14 protein-coding genes and 1 other RNA gene are annotated in these 15403 nt (G+C 71.3%); 13 read left to right on the forward strand and 2 right to left on the reverse strand.

The window, feature by feature from the left end; all coding sequences use genetic code 11:
* Positions 1 to 50 precede the first annotated feature (50 nt).
* Both ACIQM0_RS32140 and ACIQM0_RS32145 read left to right on the forward strand, forming a co-directional pair.
* Complete coding sequence (locus ACIQM0_RS32140; RefSeq protein WP_401293491.1) at positions 51 to 1586, forward strand: arginine decarboxylase; 1536 nt, start codon at positions 51 to 53, stop codon at positions 1584 to 1586.
* Between the two features lie 4 nt (positions 1587 to 1590).
* Positions 1591 to 3153 carry a class I adenylate-forming enzyme family protein gene (locus ACIQM0_RS32145; RefSeq protein ID WP_401293494.1) on the forward strand — a complete coding sequence of 521 codons (1563 nt, stop codon included), beginning with the start codon at positions 1591 to 1593 and terminating at the stop codon, positions 3151 to 3153.
* A gap of 31 nt (positions 3154 to 3184) precedes the next feature.
* Here the strand turns inward: ACIQM0_RS32145 and ACIQM0_RS32150 are convergent, their stop codons facing one another.
* On the reverse strand, positions 3185 to 3388 hold the full coding sequence (locus ACIQM0_RS32150) for a hypothetical protein (protein ID WP_363030616.1): 204 nt from the start codon (positions 3386 to 3388) through the stop codon (positions 3185 to 3187).
* A gap of 259 nt (positions 3389 to 3647) precedes the next feature.
* Here ACIQM0_RS32150 and ftsE point away from each other — a divergent pair, with 259 nt between their 5' ends.
* The 9 genes from ftsE (at position 3648) to ACIQM0_RS32195 (ending at position 13646) form a co-directional block, all read left to right on the forward strand.
* The gene (gene ftsE / locus ACIQM0_RS32155) at positions 3648 to 4337 is read left to right on the forward strand and encodes a cell division ATP-binding protein FtsE (protein ID WP_024489199.1); all 690 of its coding nucleotides are present in this window, start codon (positions 3648 to 3650) and stop codon (positions 4335 to 4337) included.
* A gap of 23 nt (positions 4338 to 4360) precedes the next feature.
* Positions 4361 to 5278, forward strand: coding sequence for a permease-like cell division protein FtsX (gene ftsX / locus ACIQM0_RS32160; protein ID WP_401293497.1), 918 nt, complete (start codon positions 4361 to 4363; stop codon positions 5276 to 5278).
* Between the two features lie 68 nt (positions 5279 to 5346).
* Positions 5347 to 6534, forward strand: a complete 1188-nt coding sequence (locus ACIQM0_RS32165; protein ID WP_401293500.1) for a S41 family peptidase — start codon at positions 5347 to 5349, stop codon at positions 6532 to 6534.
* An 18-nt stretch (positions 6535 to 6552) separates the two neighbouring features.
* Positions 6553 to 7041 (forward strand): SsrA-binding protein SmpB, encoded by a 489-nt coding sequence (gene smpB / locus ACIQM0_RS32170; protein ID WP_123471409.1) that lies wholly within the window; start codon positions 6553 to 6555, stop codon positions 7039 to 7041.
* Between the two features lie 122 nt (positions 7042 to 7163).
* Positions 7164 to 7551: a transfer-messenger RNA gene (gene ssrA / locus ACIQM0_RS32175) on the forward strand.
* A gap of 318 nt (positions 7552 to 7869) precedes the next feature.
* Positions 7870 to 8550: a hypothetical protein gene (locus tag ACIQM0_RS32180; protein ID WP_401293507.1), complete on the forward strand. Its 681-nt coding sequence runs from the start codon at positions 7870 to 7872 to the stop codon at positions 8548 to 8550.
* Positions 8551 to 10746, forward strand: coding sequence for a glycosyltransferase (locus ACIQM0_RS32185; RefSeq protein WP_401293509.1), 2196 nt, complete (start codon positions 8551 to 8553; stop codon positions 10744 to 10746). It abuts the gene before it with no gap.
* Positions 10743 to 12134 (forward strand): acyltransferase, encoded by a 1392-nt coding sequence (locus ACIQM0_RS32190; protein WP_401293511.1) that lies wholly within the window; start codon positions 10743 to 10745, stop codon positions 12132 to 12134. The genes ACIQM0_RS32185 and ACIQM0_RS32190 overlap by 4 nt, the downstream gene beginning before the upstream one ends.
* 369 nt (positions 12135 to 12503) lie before the next feature.
* Positions 12504 to 13646: a uroporphyrinogen-III synthase gene (locus ACIQM0_RS32195; RefSeq protein WP_401293514.1), complete on the forward strand. Its 1143-nt coding sequence runs from the start codon at positions 12504 to 12506 to the stop codon at positions 13644 to 13646.
* A gap of 117 nt (positions 13647 to 13763) precedes the next feature.
* On the opposite strand, the gene ACIQM0_RS32200 is transcribed toward ACIQM0_RS32195, so the two are convergent.
* Positions 13764 to 13958, reverse strand: coding sequence for a hypothetical protein (locus ACIQM0_RS32200; protein WP_401293517.1), 195 nt, complete (start codon positions 13956 to 13958; stop codon positions 13764 to 13766).
* Positions 13959 to 14063: 105 nt separating this feature from the next.
* On the opposite strand from ACIQM0_RS32200, the gene ACIQM0_RS32205 reads away from it, so the two are divergent.
* Together ACIQM0_RS32205 and ACIQM0_RS32210 are read left to right on the forward strand one after the other, a co-directional pair.
* Positions 14064 to 14648, forward strand: coding sequence for a GNAT family N-acetyltransferase (locus tag ACIQM0_RS32205; RefSeq protein WP_401293520.1), 585 nt, complete (start codon positions 14064 to 14066; stop codon positions 14646 to 14648).
* A gap of 102 nt (positions 14649 to 14750) precedes the next feature.
* Positions 14751 to 15362, forward strand: a complete 612-nt coding sequence (locus ACIQM0_RS32210) for an ABATE domain-containing protein (RefSeq protein WP_363030635.1) — start codon at positions 14751 to 14753, stop codon at positions 15360 to 15362.
* Positions 15363 to 15403: the final 41 nt, after the last annotated feature.

The raw sequence follows: 15403 nt of genomic DNA on the forward strand, positions 1-15403 counted from the left end.
ACCCCGCCACCCCTGACCGGGTGTTCCCTCACCTTCTGGAGTGCACAGACATGCTTGAACCCGGTAGCGGTTCTGCTGTACGTCCGGGGCCCGGGGCCCAGACCGCTCCCGGCGGGAGCGGCGCCCCGCTGGCCGAGGCGGTGCTCGCCGTGGCCCGGCGGGACATCGCCTCCTTCCACGCCCTGCCCCTCTCGCACGGGGGCTCCATCAGGAACTCGAAGGTCCGCGACGTCTACGAGGCCCTGTTCGGGCAGGCGCAGCTCGCCGCCGAGGTGTCCTACAGCGGCACCATGCTCGACTCCTTCTTCCGCCCGCGCGGACCGCTGCGCGCCGCACAGCGGCTGGCGGCGAGCAGCTTCGGCGCCGACGCAACCGTCTTCCTCTCCGCCGGCACCAGCACCGCCAACCGCGTCGCGCTCGGCGCCCTGGTACCGGCCGGCGGCCGGGTGCTGGCCGACCGGAGCTGCCACCAGTCCGTGCACTTCGCACTCGGTGACCTCGACGCGGTGACCGAGTACGCGCCGATGCGCCGCTGCTGCGCGCGGTGCCCGCGGACCTTCGCCGACCTGCGGCACCTGCTCGACATGTTCGCCCTCGCCGTCGCCGAAGGCGTGCCCTACGACACCGTGGTGCTCTCCGCCGTCTCCTACGACGGGGTCCGCTACGACCTGCCGTCGCTGCTCTCGGCCCTGGCCGAACTGCACCCGTCCGTCTCCGTCCTGGTCGACGAGGCGTGGGGCGCCGTCCACCACTACCACCCCAGGCTGCGGGCACTGACCGCGCTGGAGGCGGTGCGCGGGCTGCGCGAGACCGAGCCGGGGCTGCCGATGACGGTCGCGGTGACCCACTCCGCCCACAAGTCCATGTCGGCGCTGCGACAGGGGTCCTATCTGCACCTGATGGGCGACGGCGAACTGCGTGAACGCGTCGCGCAGTCCCTGTTCCAGCACCACACCACCTCGCCCAGCTGGCCCGTGCTGGCCAGTCTCGACCTGGCCAGGCTGCAGGCCGAGACCGAGGGGGAGGCGCTGCTGGACCGCTCGTTGAACCTGGCCAGGACCCTGCGCGCCGAGATCCGCTCCGACCCCCGCCTCTCGGCCTTCCGGGTGCTCGGGCCGGAGGGGCACCTGAGCGACCCCGCCCTGCTCGTCCACGAGGACCCCACCCGGGTCCTGGTGGACATCGGCGCACTCGGCATCACCGCGGCCGAGTTCCGCCGCATCCTGTTCGACGAGTACGCCCTCTACGTCGCCAGGGAGAGCGGCGACGCCGTCGTCTTCCACGTCCACATCGGCGTCGACGAGGGAACCCTGCTGCGGCTGCTCGACGCGCTGCGCACCATGCAGCGCACCTACCGGGCCACGTCGGAGGCACTGGCCGGGGACACCGCGGAACACTTCATCATCGCCTACCCGCCCGGCATCCCGATCACCGTGCCCGGCGAGAGGCTCTCTGCCCGGACCCGCGAGGAACTCGACGCGCTGCGCACCAGCGGGGTCGAGATCTACACGCTGCGCCAGGGGGGCACAGCGTCCCATCCGGCTCCGGCATCCTCCCTCCTCAGTGGAACGGCAGATACGGAGTGACCCCATGCTCAAACTCGTCGACATCCGCAGGCACGCGGCCGACCGCCCCGCACACACGGCCGTCGTCGACGGCCCGACACGGCTGACCTGGCGGCAGTTCGAGGACCAGGTGAGCCGGGTGACGGCCGGGCTCCACGCGCTCCTGCCCCCCGGCCGCCCGGCCCGCGCGGCGTTCGCCGCCGGGAACAGCTGGCAGCTCGTCGTCGTCATGGCCGCCTGCTCGACCCTCGGCATCCCGTGCGTCGGCCTGGACTTCACCGCGACGCCCGGAGCCACCGCCCGCGCCCTGGAACAGCTGCGCCCCACCGTGCTGTTCAGCACCGCCCCGCACCGCCCCCTGCTGGCGGCCGCGACCGCGGCCGGACCGGGCGGCGACGCGCTCGCCGTCCACCTCGACGGCCCCGCCGCGAGCACCCGGAGCTACGCCGCGCTGGCGGCGGCCGAACCCCGCGACGTGGACCCGGTCGAGCAGCCCTACGCGATGTACTGCTTCACCTCCGGGACCAGCGGCACACCCCGCATGGTGATCCGGCACACGTCGTTCGAGGCACGCCGACTGGCCCTGCTGGTCGAGCGGTTCGCGTTCGGCCGGGACGACGTCCACCTGCTGACCGTTCCGCTCCACCACTCCTCCGGCCCCGGCTGGGCACGGGTGTTCCTCGCCGTCGGCGGCCGGATCGTCCTCTGCCCGCCGGGCGACCCCGAGGAGATGGCCCGGCTGATCCGTACGGAGGGCATCACCACCACCCTGGTGGTGCCGCCCGACCTCGCGTCCCTGGTGTCGCACCCCGCCTCCGCGGACCTGGCCGCGGGCTCCCGGCTGCGCTTCGTGCTCTCCGGCGGCCGGCACCTCAACCGATGGCTGATCGACACCGCCTGGAAGCGGCTCGGACCCGTTCTGCACCTGTACTACGGCACCACGGAGACCGGTCTGAACACCCTCATCACCCCCGACGACCTGCACACCGCCCCCAGCCGCGCGGGCCGGGCCATGGAGGGCAGCACCGTCGCCGTGGTCGACGCGCGGGGGCACCTGGCGGCGCCGGGCGTCCGGGGCCGCGTCGCCGTCGCGAGCTTCCAGCTGATGGACGACTACGCGACGGGCGTGCCGGTCTTCCTGGACCTCGACACGGGCGACGGCGAGGGCACCCGGCGCTTCCTGCTCACCGGCGACAGCGGCGTCCTCGACGAGGAGGGGCGCCTCGAACTCACCGGCCGCACGGACGGCGTCTCCAAGGTCGACGGGACGGCTCCGCTGGACGTCAACGTCTTCGGGCTCGAGTACGACCTGATGGACCTCGACTGCGTACGGGACACGGCCGTCCTGCGCGTGGACCTGCCTGGCATCGGTGACGCGCTGATCGTGCCCTTCGTGCCGGTCTCCCCGGAGCGCGGGGCCGAGGGCGAGAGCGCGGTCCGGGACGCCTGTGCGAGCAGGGTGCCGTGCCTGCCCGCCCACGTGGTGCGGGTCGCCTCGATCCCGTACAGCCCGACCGGCAAGGCACGGGCGGGGGAGCTGCTGGCGCGGGTGCTCCCGCGCGTGCTCGCGCGCGAGCCGGTGGCCTGACCGCTTCGGGTGACCGGGTGACTCCGCTCGGTCACGCCGCCTGGTGGGCGAGCAGTGCCAGCGCGCACAGCAGCACCACCAGCAGGGCGATCAGCATCATCGGGTTCATCCCGCCGAAGGGGCCCTGCTCCTGTTCCTGCTGCTCCAGTCGCGCGCGGCTGGCCCGGCACACGGGGCAGCGCCCCTCGGCCACGGGCGCCGCACAGTTCGCGCACACCAATCGGTCGTAGGTCATGCGCTTTCCTCCTCCCGCGCGGCGGAGCCGCACAAGCCCTCACTCCGCACAACGCTCACGGAAACGCGACCGTTCCCCCTACCACTGTGCCAGCTCGCGAGGATTTCGGCGCGGCCCGCCGGACAGGTCACGGAAGCTCCCGGTTCGCTCCCGCTTGCGTTCCGCCATAAATCACCCATCCCGGTACGCGCGCCTGCACGCGTCAGTCCGGTTCGCGTATGGTCACGCTCACCTACTCCCGGCCGACCGTGGTGCATCCGTGATCCGATTCGACAACGTCTCCAAGACCTACCCGAAGCAGAGCCGTCCCGCTCTACGGGATGTGTCTCTCGATATCGAGAAGGGCGAGTTCGTCTTCCTGGTGGGCTCCTCCGGCTCCGGCAAGTCCACCTTCATGCGACTCATCCTCCGTGAGGAGCGCGCCAGCCAGGGCATGGTCCATGTCCTGGGCAAGGACCTCGCGCGCATGTCCAACTGGAAGGTGCCGCACATGCGCCGCCAGCTGGGCACCGTCTTCCAGGACTTCCGGCTGCTTCCCAACAAGACCGTCGCGGAGAACGTGGCGTTCGCCCAGGAAGTGATCGGCAAGCCGCGCGGTGAGATCCGCAAGGCCGTTCCGCAGGTCCTCGACCTCGTCGGCCTCGGCGGCAAGGAGGACCGCATGCCCGGTGAGCTCTCCGGCGGTGAGCAGCAGCGCGTGGCGATCGCGCGGGCCTTCGTGAACCGGCCCATGCTGCTGATCGCGGACGAGCCGACCGGCAACCTCGACCCGCAGACCTCGGTCGGCATCATGAAGCTCCTGGACCGGATCAACCGGACCGGGACCACCGTGATCATGGCGACCCACGACCAGAACATCGTCGACCAGATGCGCAAACGCGTCATCGAGCTCGAGCAGGGCCGTCTCGTACGCGACCAGGCGCGCGGCGTCTACGGCTACCAGCACTGAGCACCCAGCACTGAAAGGACGCCATGCGCGCCCAGTTCGTCCTGTCGGAGATCGGCGTCGGCCTCCGTCGCAACCTCACGATGACCTTCGCCGTCGTCGTCTCCGTCGCCCTCTCGCTCGCCCTGTTCGGTGGCGCGCTGCTCATGCGCGAGCAGGTCAGCACGATGAAGGACTACTGGTACGACAAGGTCAACGTCTCCATCTACCTCTGTGGCAAGGGGGATTCGGAGACGGTGGTCCAGTGCGCCAAGGGTGCGGTCACCGGGGAGCAGAAGAAGGAGATCGAGGGCGATCTCAGGAAGATGGACGTCGTCGAGACGGTGACGTACGAGTCGTCCGACGAGGCGTACAAGCACTACCAGGAGGAGTTCGGCGACTCTCCGATGGCCGGCAACATCACGCCGGACCAGATGCCGGAGTCGTTCCGCGTCAAACTCCACGACCCGACCAAGTACAAGGTCGTCGCCACCGCCTTCGCGGGCCGCAACGGGGTGCAGTCGGTCCAGGACCAGAGAAGCATCCTGGACAACCTCTTCGGGCTGATGAACGGCATGAACGTCGCGGCGCTCTTCGTGATGGCGCTGATGCTGGTCATCGCGCTGATGCTGATCGTGAACACCGTCCGGGTGTCCGCGTTCAGCCGACGGCGCGAGACGGGCATCATGCGGCTCGTCGGCGCCTCCGGCTTCTACATCCAGATGCCGTTCATCATGGAGGCCGCGTTCGCCGGTCTCATCGGCGGCGTACTGGCCTGCGTCATGCTGCTGGCCGGCCGCTACTTCCTGGTCGACGGCGGCCTGGCGCTCCAGGACAAGCTGAATCTGATCGACTTCATCGGCTATGACGCGGTCCTCACCAAGCTCCCGCTGGTCCTGGCGATCGGTCTGCTGATGCCCGCGGTCGCCGCTCTCTTCGCGCTGCGCAAGTACCTCAAGGTATGACGATCACCTCCTGAGGCGCGCGGCCAACCGGCCGCGCGCCGGGGAGGCGTTGTCCTAGACTCAACGCCATGTCTGGCCCCGTACGTCGTGTCGGGCCCCGCGGACTCTGTCGCGGGGCGGCCCTGACATTGGTCTTCGCGAGCGTTCTCGCCACCGGAGCCGCCACCGGGGCGCTGCCGCGCGGCGAAGGGCGGACTCAGGAGACGAGGACCCGGTCCGTCGCCTCCTCCGCGGACCGGGACGCGGTGGCCGAGGCCGCCGCCGACGCCGTGGCGGACGGCAAGTCCGGTACCGAGGCGGCCGAGGAGGTCGTCAGCCGCAGCGGGGACCGCTGGGGCGCGGTGTACGACGAGCGGGAGTACCAGGAGTTCGAGCAGGCCCTCGACGGCTCGTACACGGGCGTCGGGATCGCCGCGAGACGCTCGGCCGACGGGCTGGTCGCGGTCGCCCGGATCCAGCCGGGCAGCCCCGCCGACCGGGCCGGTATCCGCGCGGGCGACCTGATCCGCACGGTCGACGGCCGCCGGGTCGACCGCCGCCCGGTCTCCGACGTGGTGGCCCTGCTGCGCGGCGACCGTACCGGCGCGGCCGCGGGGAGCGCCGTCGTCCTGGGGGTGCAGCGGGGTTCCGCCGACCTGACCGAGACGCTGCACCGGGCCCGCCTCACCACCGAGGCCGTCACCGTGCGCCGGCTCGGACCGGACCGTGCCGATCCCTCCGCGGCCGTACTGATCGAGGTCGGCGCGTTCACCAAGGGTTCGGGCGCCGAGGTCCGTGACGCCGTCCGGGAGGCACCGGCGGGCGCCGGTGTGCTGCTGGACCTGCGCGGCAACTCCGGCGGGCTGGTCACCGAGGCCGTCACCGCGGCCTCCGCCTTCCTGGACGGCGGTCTGGTCGCCACCTATGACGTGCACGGGGAGCAGCGCGCCCTGTACGCGGACGGCGGGGGCGACACCGTGCGCCCCGTCGTCGTCCTCATCGACGGCGGCACGATGAGCGCGGCCGAGCTGCTGACCGGCGCCCTCCAGGACCGGGGGCGCGCGGTCACGGTCGGTTCGCGCACCTTCGGCAAGGGTTCCGTCCAGATGCCGAGCAAGCTCGCGGGCGGCTCGGTGGCCGAGCTGACCGTGGGCCACTACCGGACTCCGGCGGGCCGGAGCGTCGACGACCGGGGCATCACGCCCGACCTCGCGGTGAGCTCGCGGGCCCAGCAGCGGGCCGAGACGGTATTGAGTGGCCTCGGGGGTGGGTCGTAGTGCGAAAATGGCCGCACTATGGCTAAGGAAAAGGACACCGGGCGCAAGATCATCGCGCAGAACAAGAAGGCGCGTCACGACTACACCATCCTCGACACCTATGAGTGCGGCCTCGCGCTGATGGGCACCGAGGTCAAATCACTGCGCATGGGCCGGGCCTCGCTGGTGGACGGCTTCGTGCAGATCGACGGCGGCGAGGCGTGGCTGCACAACATCCACGTCCCGGAGTACGTCCAGGGCACCTGGACCAACCACTCGGCCAAGCGCAAGCGCAAGCTGCTGATGCACCGGGCCGAGATCGACAAGCTGGAGTCGAAGGCGCAGGAGAGCGGGCACACGATCGTGCCGCTCGCGCTGTACTTCCTCAACGGGCGGGTCAAGGTCGAGATCGCGCTGGCGAAGGGCAAGAAGGAGTACGACAAGCGGCAGACGCTGCGCGAGAAGCAGGACACCAGGGAGACGAACCGGGCGGTCTCGGCGGCCCGCCGGCGCCAGCGGAGCGCCTGACCGGACCCGCGGGGACCGGCCGGCGGCCGGTCCGCCAGGAATACGCTGGCATCGGCGTGCGTTGGTCACGTACGATGGCACTGCACCCCACGGGGTGTGTACCACCTTTGAAAAATCAACATGGGGATGATCGGTTTCGACAGCGGATGTCGAAGCAGGGGAAGCGAGTCGAGGAAGCGGCAATGATCTCGTTAACCATATGTCGCAACCAATAATCGCCAATTCCAAGCGCGATTCCTCCGCCTTCGCCCTCGCTGCCTAATTAGCAGCTAAGCGAAGACTCTGCGGAGTGTCAGCCCGGGGGTGATCCCGACCCGGATCCTGGCATCATTCAGGGATCTAAACTTCTAGGCCCGGTCACGGGGCCCTGAAGGAAATCAAACAGTGGCTGGGCCTGTCGGAGGCTTGTTCGCGTGACCTCCGGGGCCGAGAAAAGCGCAGCGAACTGCACTCGGAGAAGCCCTGATTCCGCACCGTTGGACGCGGGTTCGATTCCCGCCATCTCCACAATTCCCATGTGAACGAGGACCCCGTTGCCGCTGGCAACGGGGTCCTCGTTTTTTCTGCCCCGATGGCCGACCGTGAGGGGGCGCGTGGGAGCGCGCGCCTGGCGCCCGGGGTGGTGGTCGTACCGCCAGTCGGAACAGATGTATGTCTCATGATGAACAACACCGGACAGTAGGGTCGGAGCGTCCTCGGCGTGCGCTACATTCGTCGTCCGGGTGCGCTGTGGTAGGGGGCGCTTGGACAGGGTGGGGGCCCGGTCCGGCGATACACAACCGGTCATGTGCGCGCACTCGATCCTGAGTGGGGGAAGTGCGTACAACAGTGGAAACTTGGCGTGAAGGTGCCCATGCGGGGCACACACACGAGCCGAACGAAGTCACCATCCAACTCGACGGTCTGGGACGGCAGCTCTCCGAGCTGCTACCGGAACCCGGCGCTCCGGAAGGCTCCGACGGCCCTGTTTTCGTCGACGAGAGCGGACGGCGGAGCAAGACGCTCCGGCGGTTCGGCTGGGTGATCGCGGCGGTCTGCGTCTGCTTCGCGGTGACGCTCGTCGGCGCCGTCCTCGGCGGCAACTCCAGCGCTCCGTTCCTGCCGCTTTCCGGCCAGGACGAGCACAAGAAGGCGGAAGAGGTGCGGGTGTCCCCGGCGCCCGGCGAGAGCGCGGGCGCCCTGGTGACACCCGGTGCGTCGGTCGGCTCCTCGCCGTCCGCCCCGGTGAACGGGAGCAGCGCCCCGGTGGTACCGGGCAGCTCCGCCGCCGCCGGTTCCTCCGCGCCCGGCGCCGGCTCCTCGGCACCGTCCGCCGTCGTACCGGCCGCGGACCGGACCGAGATCAGCGGCGGTGGTGGCACCGCGCCGACCGCCGACCCTCCGGTCTCCGCCCCGCCCACCGGCACCGTGACCCCGCCCGTCGTCCCGGAGACGCCGCCGCCGGACACCACGACACCGCCCGTCGAGCCTCCGGAACCTCCTGTGCAAGAGCAAGAAGGCGCCAAGTAGATGACCACCCCCGTTACGCGGGGCAGGCACAACCGCAAGAAGCAGGCCCGTCGGCGCAGGCTCCCCATGCGCTATCTGCTGCCGTTCCTGCTCCTCGTCGCCCTGCTCGCCATGCTGATGCTGCGCGGCTACGTGCACAGCGAAATCCTCGCCGACCACCGGATCCAGCCACCGGCGGCCACCGACCAGGTGCCTCAGCAGGTCCTCGAAGGCGGACCGGTCATCGACGCGCGCAGCGCGGCCGAGCCCGCCAAGACCCTGCGCATCCCCGATCACCGCATCGTGCTGACCTTCGACGACGGCCCCGACCCGGTGTGGACCCCGCGCGTGCTCGACAAGCTCAAGGAGTACGACGCGCACGCCGTCTTCTTCGTCACCGGCACCATGGCCTCGCGCTATCCGGAGCTGGTGAAGCGCATGGTCGACGAGGGGCACGAGGTCGGGCTGCACACCTTCAACCACCCCGACCTCTCCTACCAGTCCGACGCCCGCATCGACTGGGAGCTCTCGCAGAACCAGCTGGTGCTGGCGGGCGCGGCCGGAATCCGTACGTCGCTCTTCCGCCCGCCGTACTCCTCGTTCGCCGACGCCATGGACGACAAGTCCTGGCCGGTCACCCAGTACATCGGCGGCCGCGGCTACCTCACCGTCGTCAACAACACCGACAGCGAGGACTGGAAGCGCCCCGGTGTCCGCACCATCATCGAGAACGCCACACCGAAGCACGGCAGGGGCGCCGTCGTCCTGATGCACGACTCCGGTGGTGACCGGTCCCAGTCCGTGGCCGCGCTCGACCGCTTCCTGCCCACGATGCAGGACGGGGGCTACGAGTTCACCAACCTCACCACCGCCCTCGGCGCCCCCAGCGCGCACACCCCGGTCACCGGGCTCGCGCTCTGGAAGGGCAAGGCGTTCGTCCACGCCGTCGCTGTCTCGGAGCACATCACCGATGTGATGGCGGCCGGTCTCGCCGTCATCGGGGTGCTCGTCATCACCCGCTTCGGGCTGATGCTGCTGCTCTCCTTCGTGCACGCGCGCCGGGTCCGGAAACGGGACTTCAGCTGGGGCGAACCGGTCACCCGCCCGGTGACCGTCCTGGTGCCGGCGTACAACGAACGCGAGTGCATCGCCAACACAGTGCGCTCCCTGGTGGCAAGCGACTATCCGGTCGAGGTCATCGTGATCGACGACGGCTCCACGGACGGCACCGCGAACATCGTCGAGGCGATGCGGCTGCCGAACGTACGGGTGGTGCGCCAGCGCAACGCCGGGAAGCCCGCGGCCCTCAACAACGGCATCGCGCACGCCCGCCACGACATCATCGTGATGATGGACGGCGACACGGTCTTCGAACCGGCCACCGTCCGCGAGCTCGTGCAGCCCTTCGCCGACCCCCGGGTCGGGGCCGTCGCGGGCAACGCCAAGGTCGGCAACCGGGACTCGATGATCGGTGCCTGGCAGCACATCGAGTACGTGATGGGCTTCAACCTCGACCGCAGGATGTACGACCTGCTGCGCTGCATGCCCACCATCCCCGGCGCGGTCGGAGCGTTCCGCCGCGACGCGCTGGAGCGGATCGGCGGCATGAGCGAGGACACCCTCGCCGAGGACACCGACGTCACGATGGCCCTGCACCGGGACGGCTGGCGCGTCGTCTACGCGGAGAACGCCCGCGCCTGGACCGAGGCTCCGGAGTCCGTGCAGCAGCTGTGGTCGCAGCGCTACCGGTGGTCGTACGGCACGATGCAGGCCATCTGGAAGCACCGCCGCGCGGTCGTCGAGCGCGGCCCTTCCGGCCGCTTCGGACGCGTCGGGCTGCCGTTCGTCGCCCTCTTCATGGTCGTCGCCCCGCTGCTCGCGCCCCTCATCGACGTCTTCCTGCTGTACGGACTCGTCTTCGGCCCCACCCAGAAGACGGTCATCGCCTGGCTCGGCGTCCTCGCGGTGCAGGCCGTCTGTGCCGCGTACGCCTTCCGGCTCGACCGGGAACGCATGACGTATCTGATCTCGCTGCCCCTCCAGCAGATCCTCTACCGGCAGCTCATGTACGTGGTGCTGCTCCAGTCCTGGATCACCGCTCTCACCGGCGGCCGGCTGCGGTGGCAGAAGCTGCGCCGCACCGGAGCCGTGGAGGCGCCCGGCTCGATGCCGAGCCAGCGGCGCGGCAGCAGCAATGACCGGAGGCCCGTCGCATGACCCACCCGAGCCACCCCTCGGCGTACCCGCAGCAGCCGCCCGGGGAGCCGCACACGGTGCCGTTCCCGGTGCAGCAGCAGTGGGTGCCCGCCGGACAGGGGCAGTACCCGCCCGCCGACGTCCGCCACCCGCTGCCCCCCGTGACCGGGGCGGCGGTGCCCGCCCCCGCGAAGGAGCAGGCGGCCGCCGCGCCGCGGGCGGGCGGCCGCGACCGCTACCTCGACCTGCTCCGAGCCGTCGCGCTGGTCCGCGTCGTCGTCTTCCACCTGTTCGGCTGGGCCTGGCTGACCATCCTGTTCCCGTCCATGGGCGTGATGTTCGCCCTGGCCGGCTCCCTGATGGCCCGGTCGCTGGCCCGGCCCGCCTGGAGCGTCCTGCGCGGCCGGCTGCGCAGACTGCTGCCGCCGATGTGGGCGTTCGCCGCCCTCGTCGTACCGATGATGTTCGTGATGGGCCTCAAGCCGGTGCGGGAGGAGGGCATCTGGTGGTTCCTGAAGCTGGGCTGCTACATCCTGCCGGTCGGCTCGCCGCCGTTCCCCTGGGAGAGCGGCTCCGAGGGCGGGTTCCTGGAGCAGTCGTGGGCCGAGCAGGCGGTGGGCCCGCTCTGGTACATCCGCGCCTACCTCTGGTTCGTCCTGGCCTCCCCGCTGCTGCTGAAGGCGTTCCGCCGGCTGCCGTGGGCGACGATGCTCGCGCCGATCGGCCTCACCGCCGTCATCGGCACCGGTCTGGTGACCGTTCCCGGGTCGACGGGCGAGGCGCTCGTCGACTTCGGCACGTTCGGCTCCTGCTGGATCCTGGGCTTCGCCCACAACGACGGGCTGCTGCAAAGGATCCCGCGCTACCTCTCGGTCTCCACGGCCGCGGTCGTCATGGCCTTCGGCCTCTGGTGGGCGTCCGGGCACCTCACCGACGAGGGCTGGAACCTCGACGAGATCCCGCTCGCCCAGGCCACCTGGTCCCTGGGCTTCTGCGCGATCCTGCTCCAGTACGCGCCCTCGTGGAAGGAACTGCCGGGCCGGCTGGCCGGCTTCGACAGCCCGATCACCCTCGCCAACAACCGGGCCGTGACGATCTACCTCTGGCACAACATGCTGCTCATGGCGACGATGCCGATCATCGACCAGCTGTGGAACATCCCGTGGTTCGGTGACCACCTCGGTACGTACATCGACGCCTCGTACGACGTGCTCGTGCTGATCCTGATCTGGCCCCTGATAGGGGTGATGATCGTCGCGGTCGGCTGGGTCGAGGACGTGGCGGCGAAACGGCGGCCCCGGCTCTGGCCCAACGGCGAACCGAGGCGGACCGGGAAGCGGGCCGCCGGACGCCGCGCACCGGAACCGGAACCGGAACCGGCCCGGCCGCCGGGACCGCGCCCGCGATGACCGCCCTCACCGGGCCGGCACCGGCCCGGTGAGAGCGAGGTCGCCCACCGGCCACCTCATGGAATCTGTGGTTCTCCGCCCTCCCCGAGCACATCGGTTTCTCGGTCCGGACGCCGTGGTCCACGCCTCCGGCATGGAGTCGCTCACCGCGCTCCTCGTGTCCCGTACCCACCCGGGCGGTATACCTTCGCCGCCCCGCGACGGCCCCGGTGAAGCCCCAGCTCAACCAGGCCGAGGTGGGATGATGGCCGCACGGTGCCGGGTGACGTAACGGGCGGGAAATACGGGCGAACCGAGCCTGTCACGCATCGTTGACAGGGTCGGTCCTCCGCACCACCGAGCAGCAGCGGGACGAGAGCCGGGTAGACCATGCACGACGACGAACAGCACGGGCCCCTCGCGGGTTTCACGGTCGGCGTCACCGCCGCGCGCCGGGCGGACGAACTCGCCGCGCTGCTGCGGCGCCGGGGCGCCGTCGTCGTGCACGCGCCCGCCCTGCGGATCGTGCCGCTCGCCGACGACAGCGAACTCCTGGCCGCCACGGAGGAACTCCTCGACAGCGCCCCCGACGTGGTCATCGCCACTACCGCGATCGGCTTCCGGGGCTGGATCGAGGCCGCCGACGGCTGGGGCGTCGGTGCCCGGCTGCTGGACCTGCTGGGCGGCGCCGAACTGCTGGCCCGCGGCCCCAAGGTCAAGGGCGCGGTCCGGGCCGCCGGGCTGACCGAGGCGTGGTCACCCGCCTCCGAGTCCATGGCGGAAGTGCTGGAACGGCTCCTGGCGGAGGGCGTGGAGGGCCGCCGCATCGCCCTCCAGCTGCACGGCGAACCGCTCCCCGGCTTCGTGGACTCGCTGCGGGCGGCCGGCGCCGAGGTCATCGGCGTCCCGGTCTACCGCTGGATGCCGCCCGAGGACATCGGCCCGCTCGACCGGCTCCTCGACCTCACCGCCGCCCGCGGCCTGGACGCGCTCACCTTCACCAGCGCCCCGGCCGCCGCCTCGCTGCTGCGCCGCGCCGGGGAGCGCGGCATGCTCCCCGAACTCCTGGGCGCCCTGCGGGACGACGTCGTGTCGGCCTGCGTCGGACCGGTCACCGCGCTGCCGTTGCAGGCCCACGGGCTCGACACCATCCAGCCGGAGCGCTTCCGGCTCGGCCCGCTCGTCCAGGTGCTCTGCCGTGAACTGCCGACCCGGGTACCTGCGTTGCCGGTCGCCGGGCACCGGGTCGAGATCCGCGGCCACGCGGTCCTGGTCGACGACGAACTGTGCCCGGTGCCGCCGGCCGGGATGGCCCTGCTGCACGCCCTGGCGCGCAGGCCGGGCTGGGTGGTGGCCCGCGCAGATCTGCTGCGCGCCCTGCCCGGCAGCGGTACGGACGAGCACGCGGTCGAGACGGCCATGGCCCGGCTGCGTACCGCGCTCGGCGTGCCCCGGATCGTCCAGACGGTCGTCAAGCGCGGTTACCGGCTGGCCCTGGACCCGGCGTCCGACGCCACGTACGCGGATTCCTGAGGGAGCTGCCGTTCCATCAGGCAGGAGGCCCGCAGGAGGAGGGCGAGCGCGGCGGTGCACAGGACTGCCCGTACCGCGTTCCAGGAGCCGGCGAAGAACACCGGATTCTCCATGACGTCATGACGTCATGACGTCGTTGATGTTCCGCATGACCTCGATGAAGGTCCGGTCGCCGCTGCGGCCGAGCGCGGGCACGACCGCGCAGGCGAAGACGTGGAACGTGCCCGCGACGAGGCCGGTGGCGACGGCGGCGCCACCGAGCACGAGGTGGCGGAGGGCGGGGTGCGGCCGGTGGGCCTGGCTGGATGTCATGGCTCCAGTGAGGTGGCGGGGCCGTCCCGGCCCCATCGCCCAGGCGCGCAGCTCCCTACGCGGGCGTCCAAGGGGCGTCCGGGACCGCCGGGATACCGTGCGGGGATGGTCAATGACACCCACCGGCTCGACGCGGAGATACGGCTCCGTCCCGTCACCGAGGCCGACGCCGCCTCCCTCGCCGCATCGATGACCCGCAGCCGTAGGTACATGAGCCCCTGGGAACCCCGGCGGCCCGACGCCTTCTACACCGAGCAGGGGCAGCGTGAGCGGGTGGCCGGACTGCTGGTGGAACGCGAGGCGGGGCGCGTGATGCCCTGGTCGCTGGTGGACGGGGAGGACCGGGCGATCGGCGGGTTCCACCTCAACGCCGTCGTGCTCGGCTCCTTCCGCAGCGCCACGCTCGGCTACTGGGTGGACGTCGAGTACGCGGGCCGCGGGCTGGCCACCGCCGCGGTGCGCAGGATCTGCGAGCTGGCCCGGGACGAGCTGCGGCTGCACCGGGTCGAGGCGGGAACGGTCCTGGACAACGTGGCGTCGCAGCGGGTGCTCACCAAGTGCGGCTTCGAGCAGTACGGCACGGCCCCGGGCTATATGCACATCGACGGGGAGTGGCGCGATCACCGCCTCTTCCAGCGCATCCTGCACGACGGCCCGTTGACCGGGCAGCCGGCCGGGCGCGGGGTCTGAGAGCCCGGCTGCCGGGTCCGCGCGGCGGCAGGGGTTACGGGCCGGGTCCGGGAGGGGCACTCTGGTGTGGACGTCGGCCGGACCCAAGGCGGTGGCATGCGCATGGCAACGCGCAAGGGCTCGTGCGACTGGCGGTTCGACGCCGGGCGGCTCTGTCTCGACCTGGTGGCGACGGGAGCGGGCAGCGCCGACGCCCCCGATCCGCTGGACCGGCCCGAGCGGCTCGCCCACTGGCTGGTGGCCTCCGGGGCCGTACCGCAGAACACCCGGCTCGCCACCGTGGACCACAACTGGCTCGTGCTCTTCCGCCAGTTGAGGACCGCCGTCGACCGGCTGCTGACCGCCCAGCTCGGCGGCCGCGGGGCCGAGGGCGCCCTGGAGCGCGTCAACGCCCTCGCCGCGGGAGCCCCGCCCGCCGTGCGCGCCGTGCGCACCGGGAACGGCGCCTTGGTGCGCGGACTCAGTACCGAACCCGACTGCCGGGCGCTGCTCGCCACCGTGGCACGCGACGCCGTGGAGCTCCTCACCGACCCGGCGGCCCTGGGCGGGCTGCGCCGCTGCCAGGGCGACAACTGCCGCCGGATCTACCTGGACACCTCGCGCGGGCGGCGCCGGCGCTGGTGCTCCAGCGAGGTGTGCGGGAACCGCGAACGGGTCGCCCGGCACCGGCGGCGCAACGCGGACCCGGCCGCGGGCCGGCCCACGAGGCCGTGACCGCGGAACCCCTGCCGAGCCCCCGCCGTGAAGAATCCTGG

The organism is Streptomyces sp. NPDC091387, assembly GCF_044756945.1.
GTDB lineage: Bacteria > Actinomycetota > Actinomycetes > Streptomycetales > Streptomycetaceae > Streptomyces.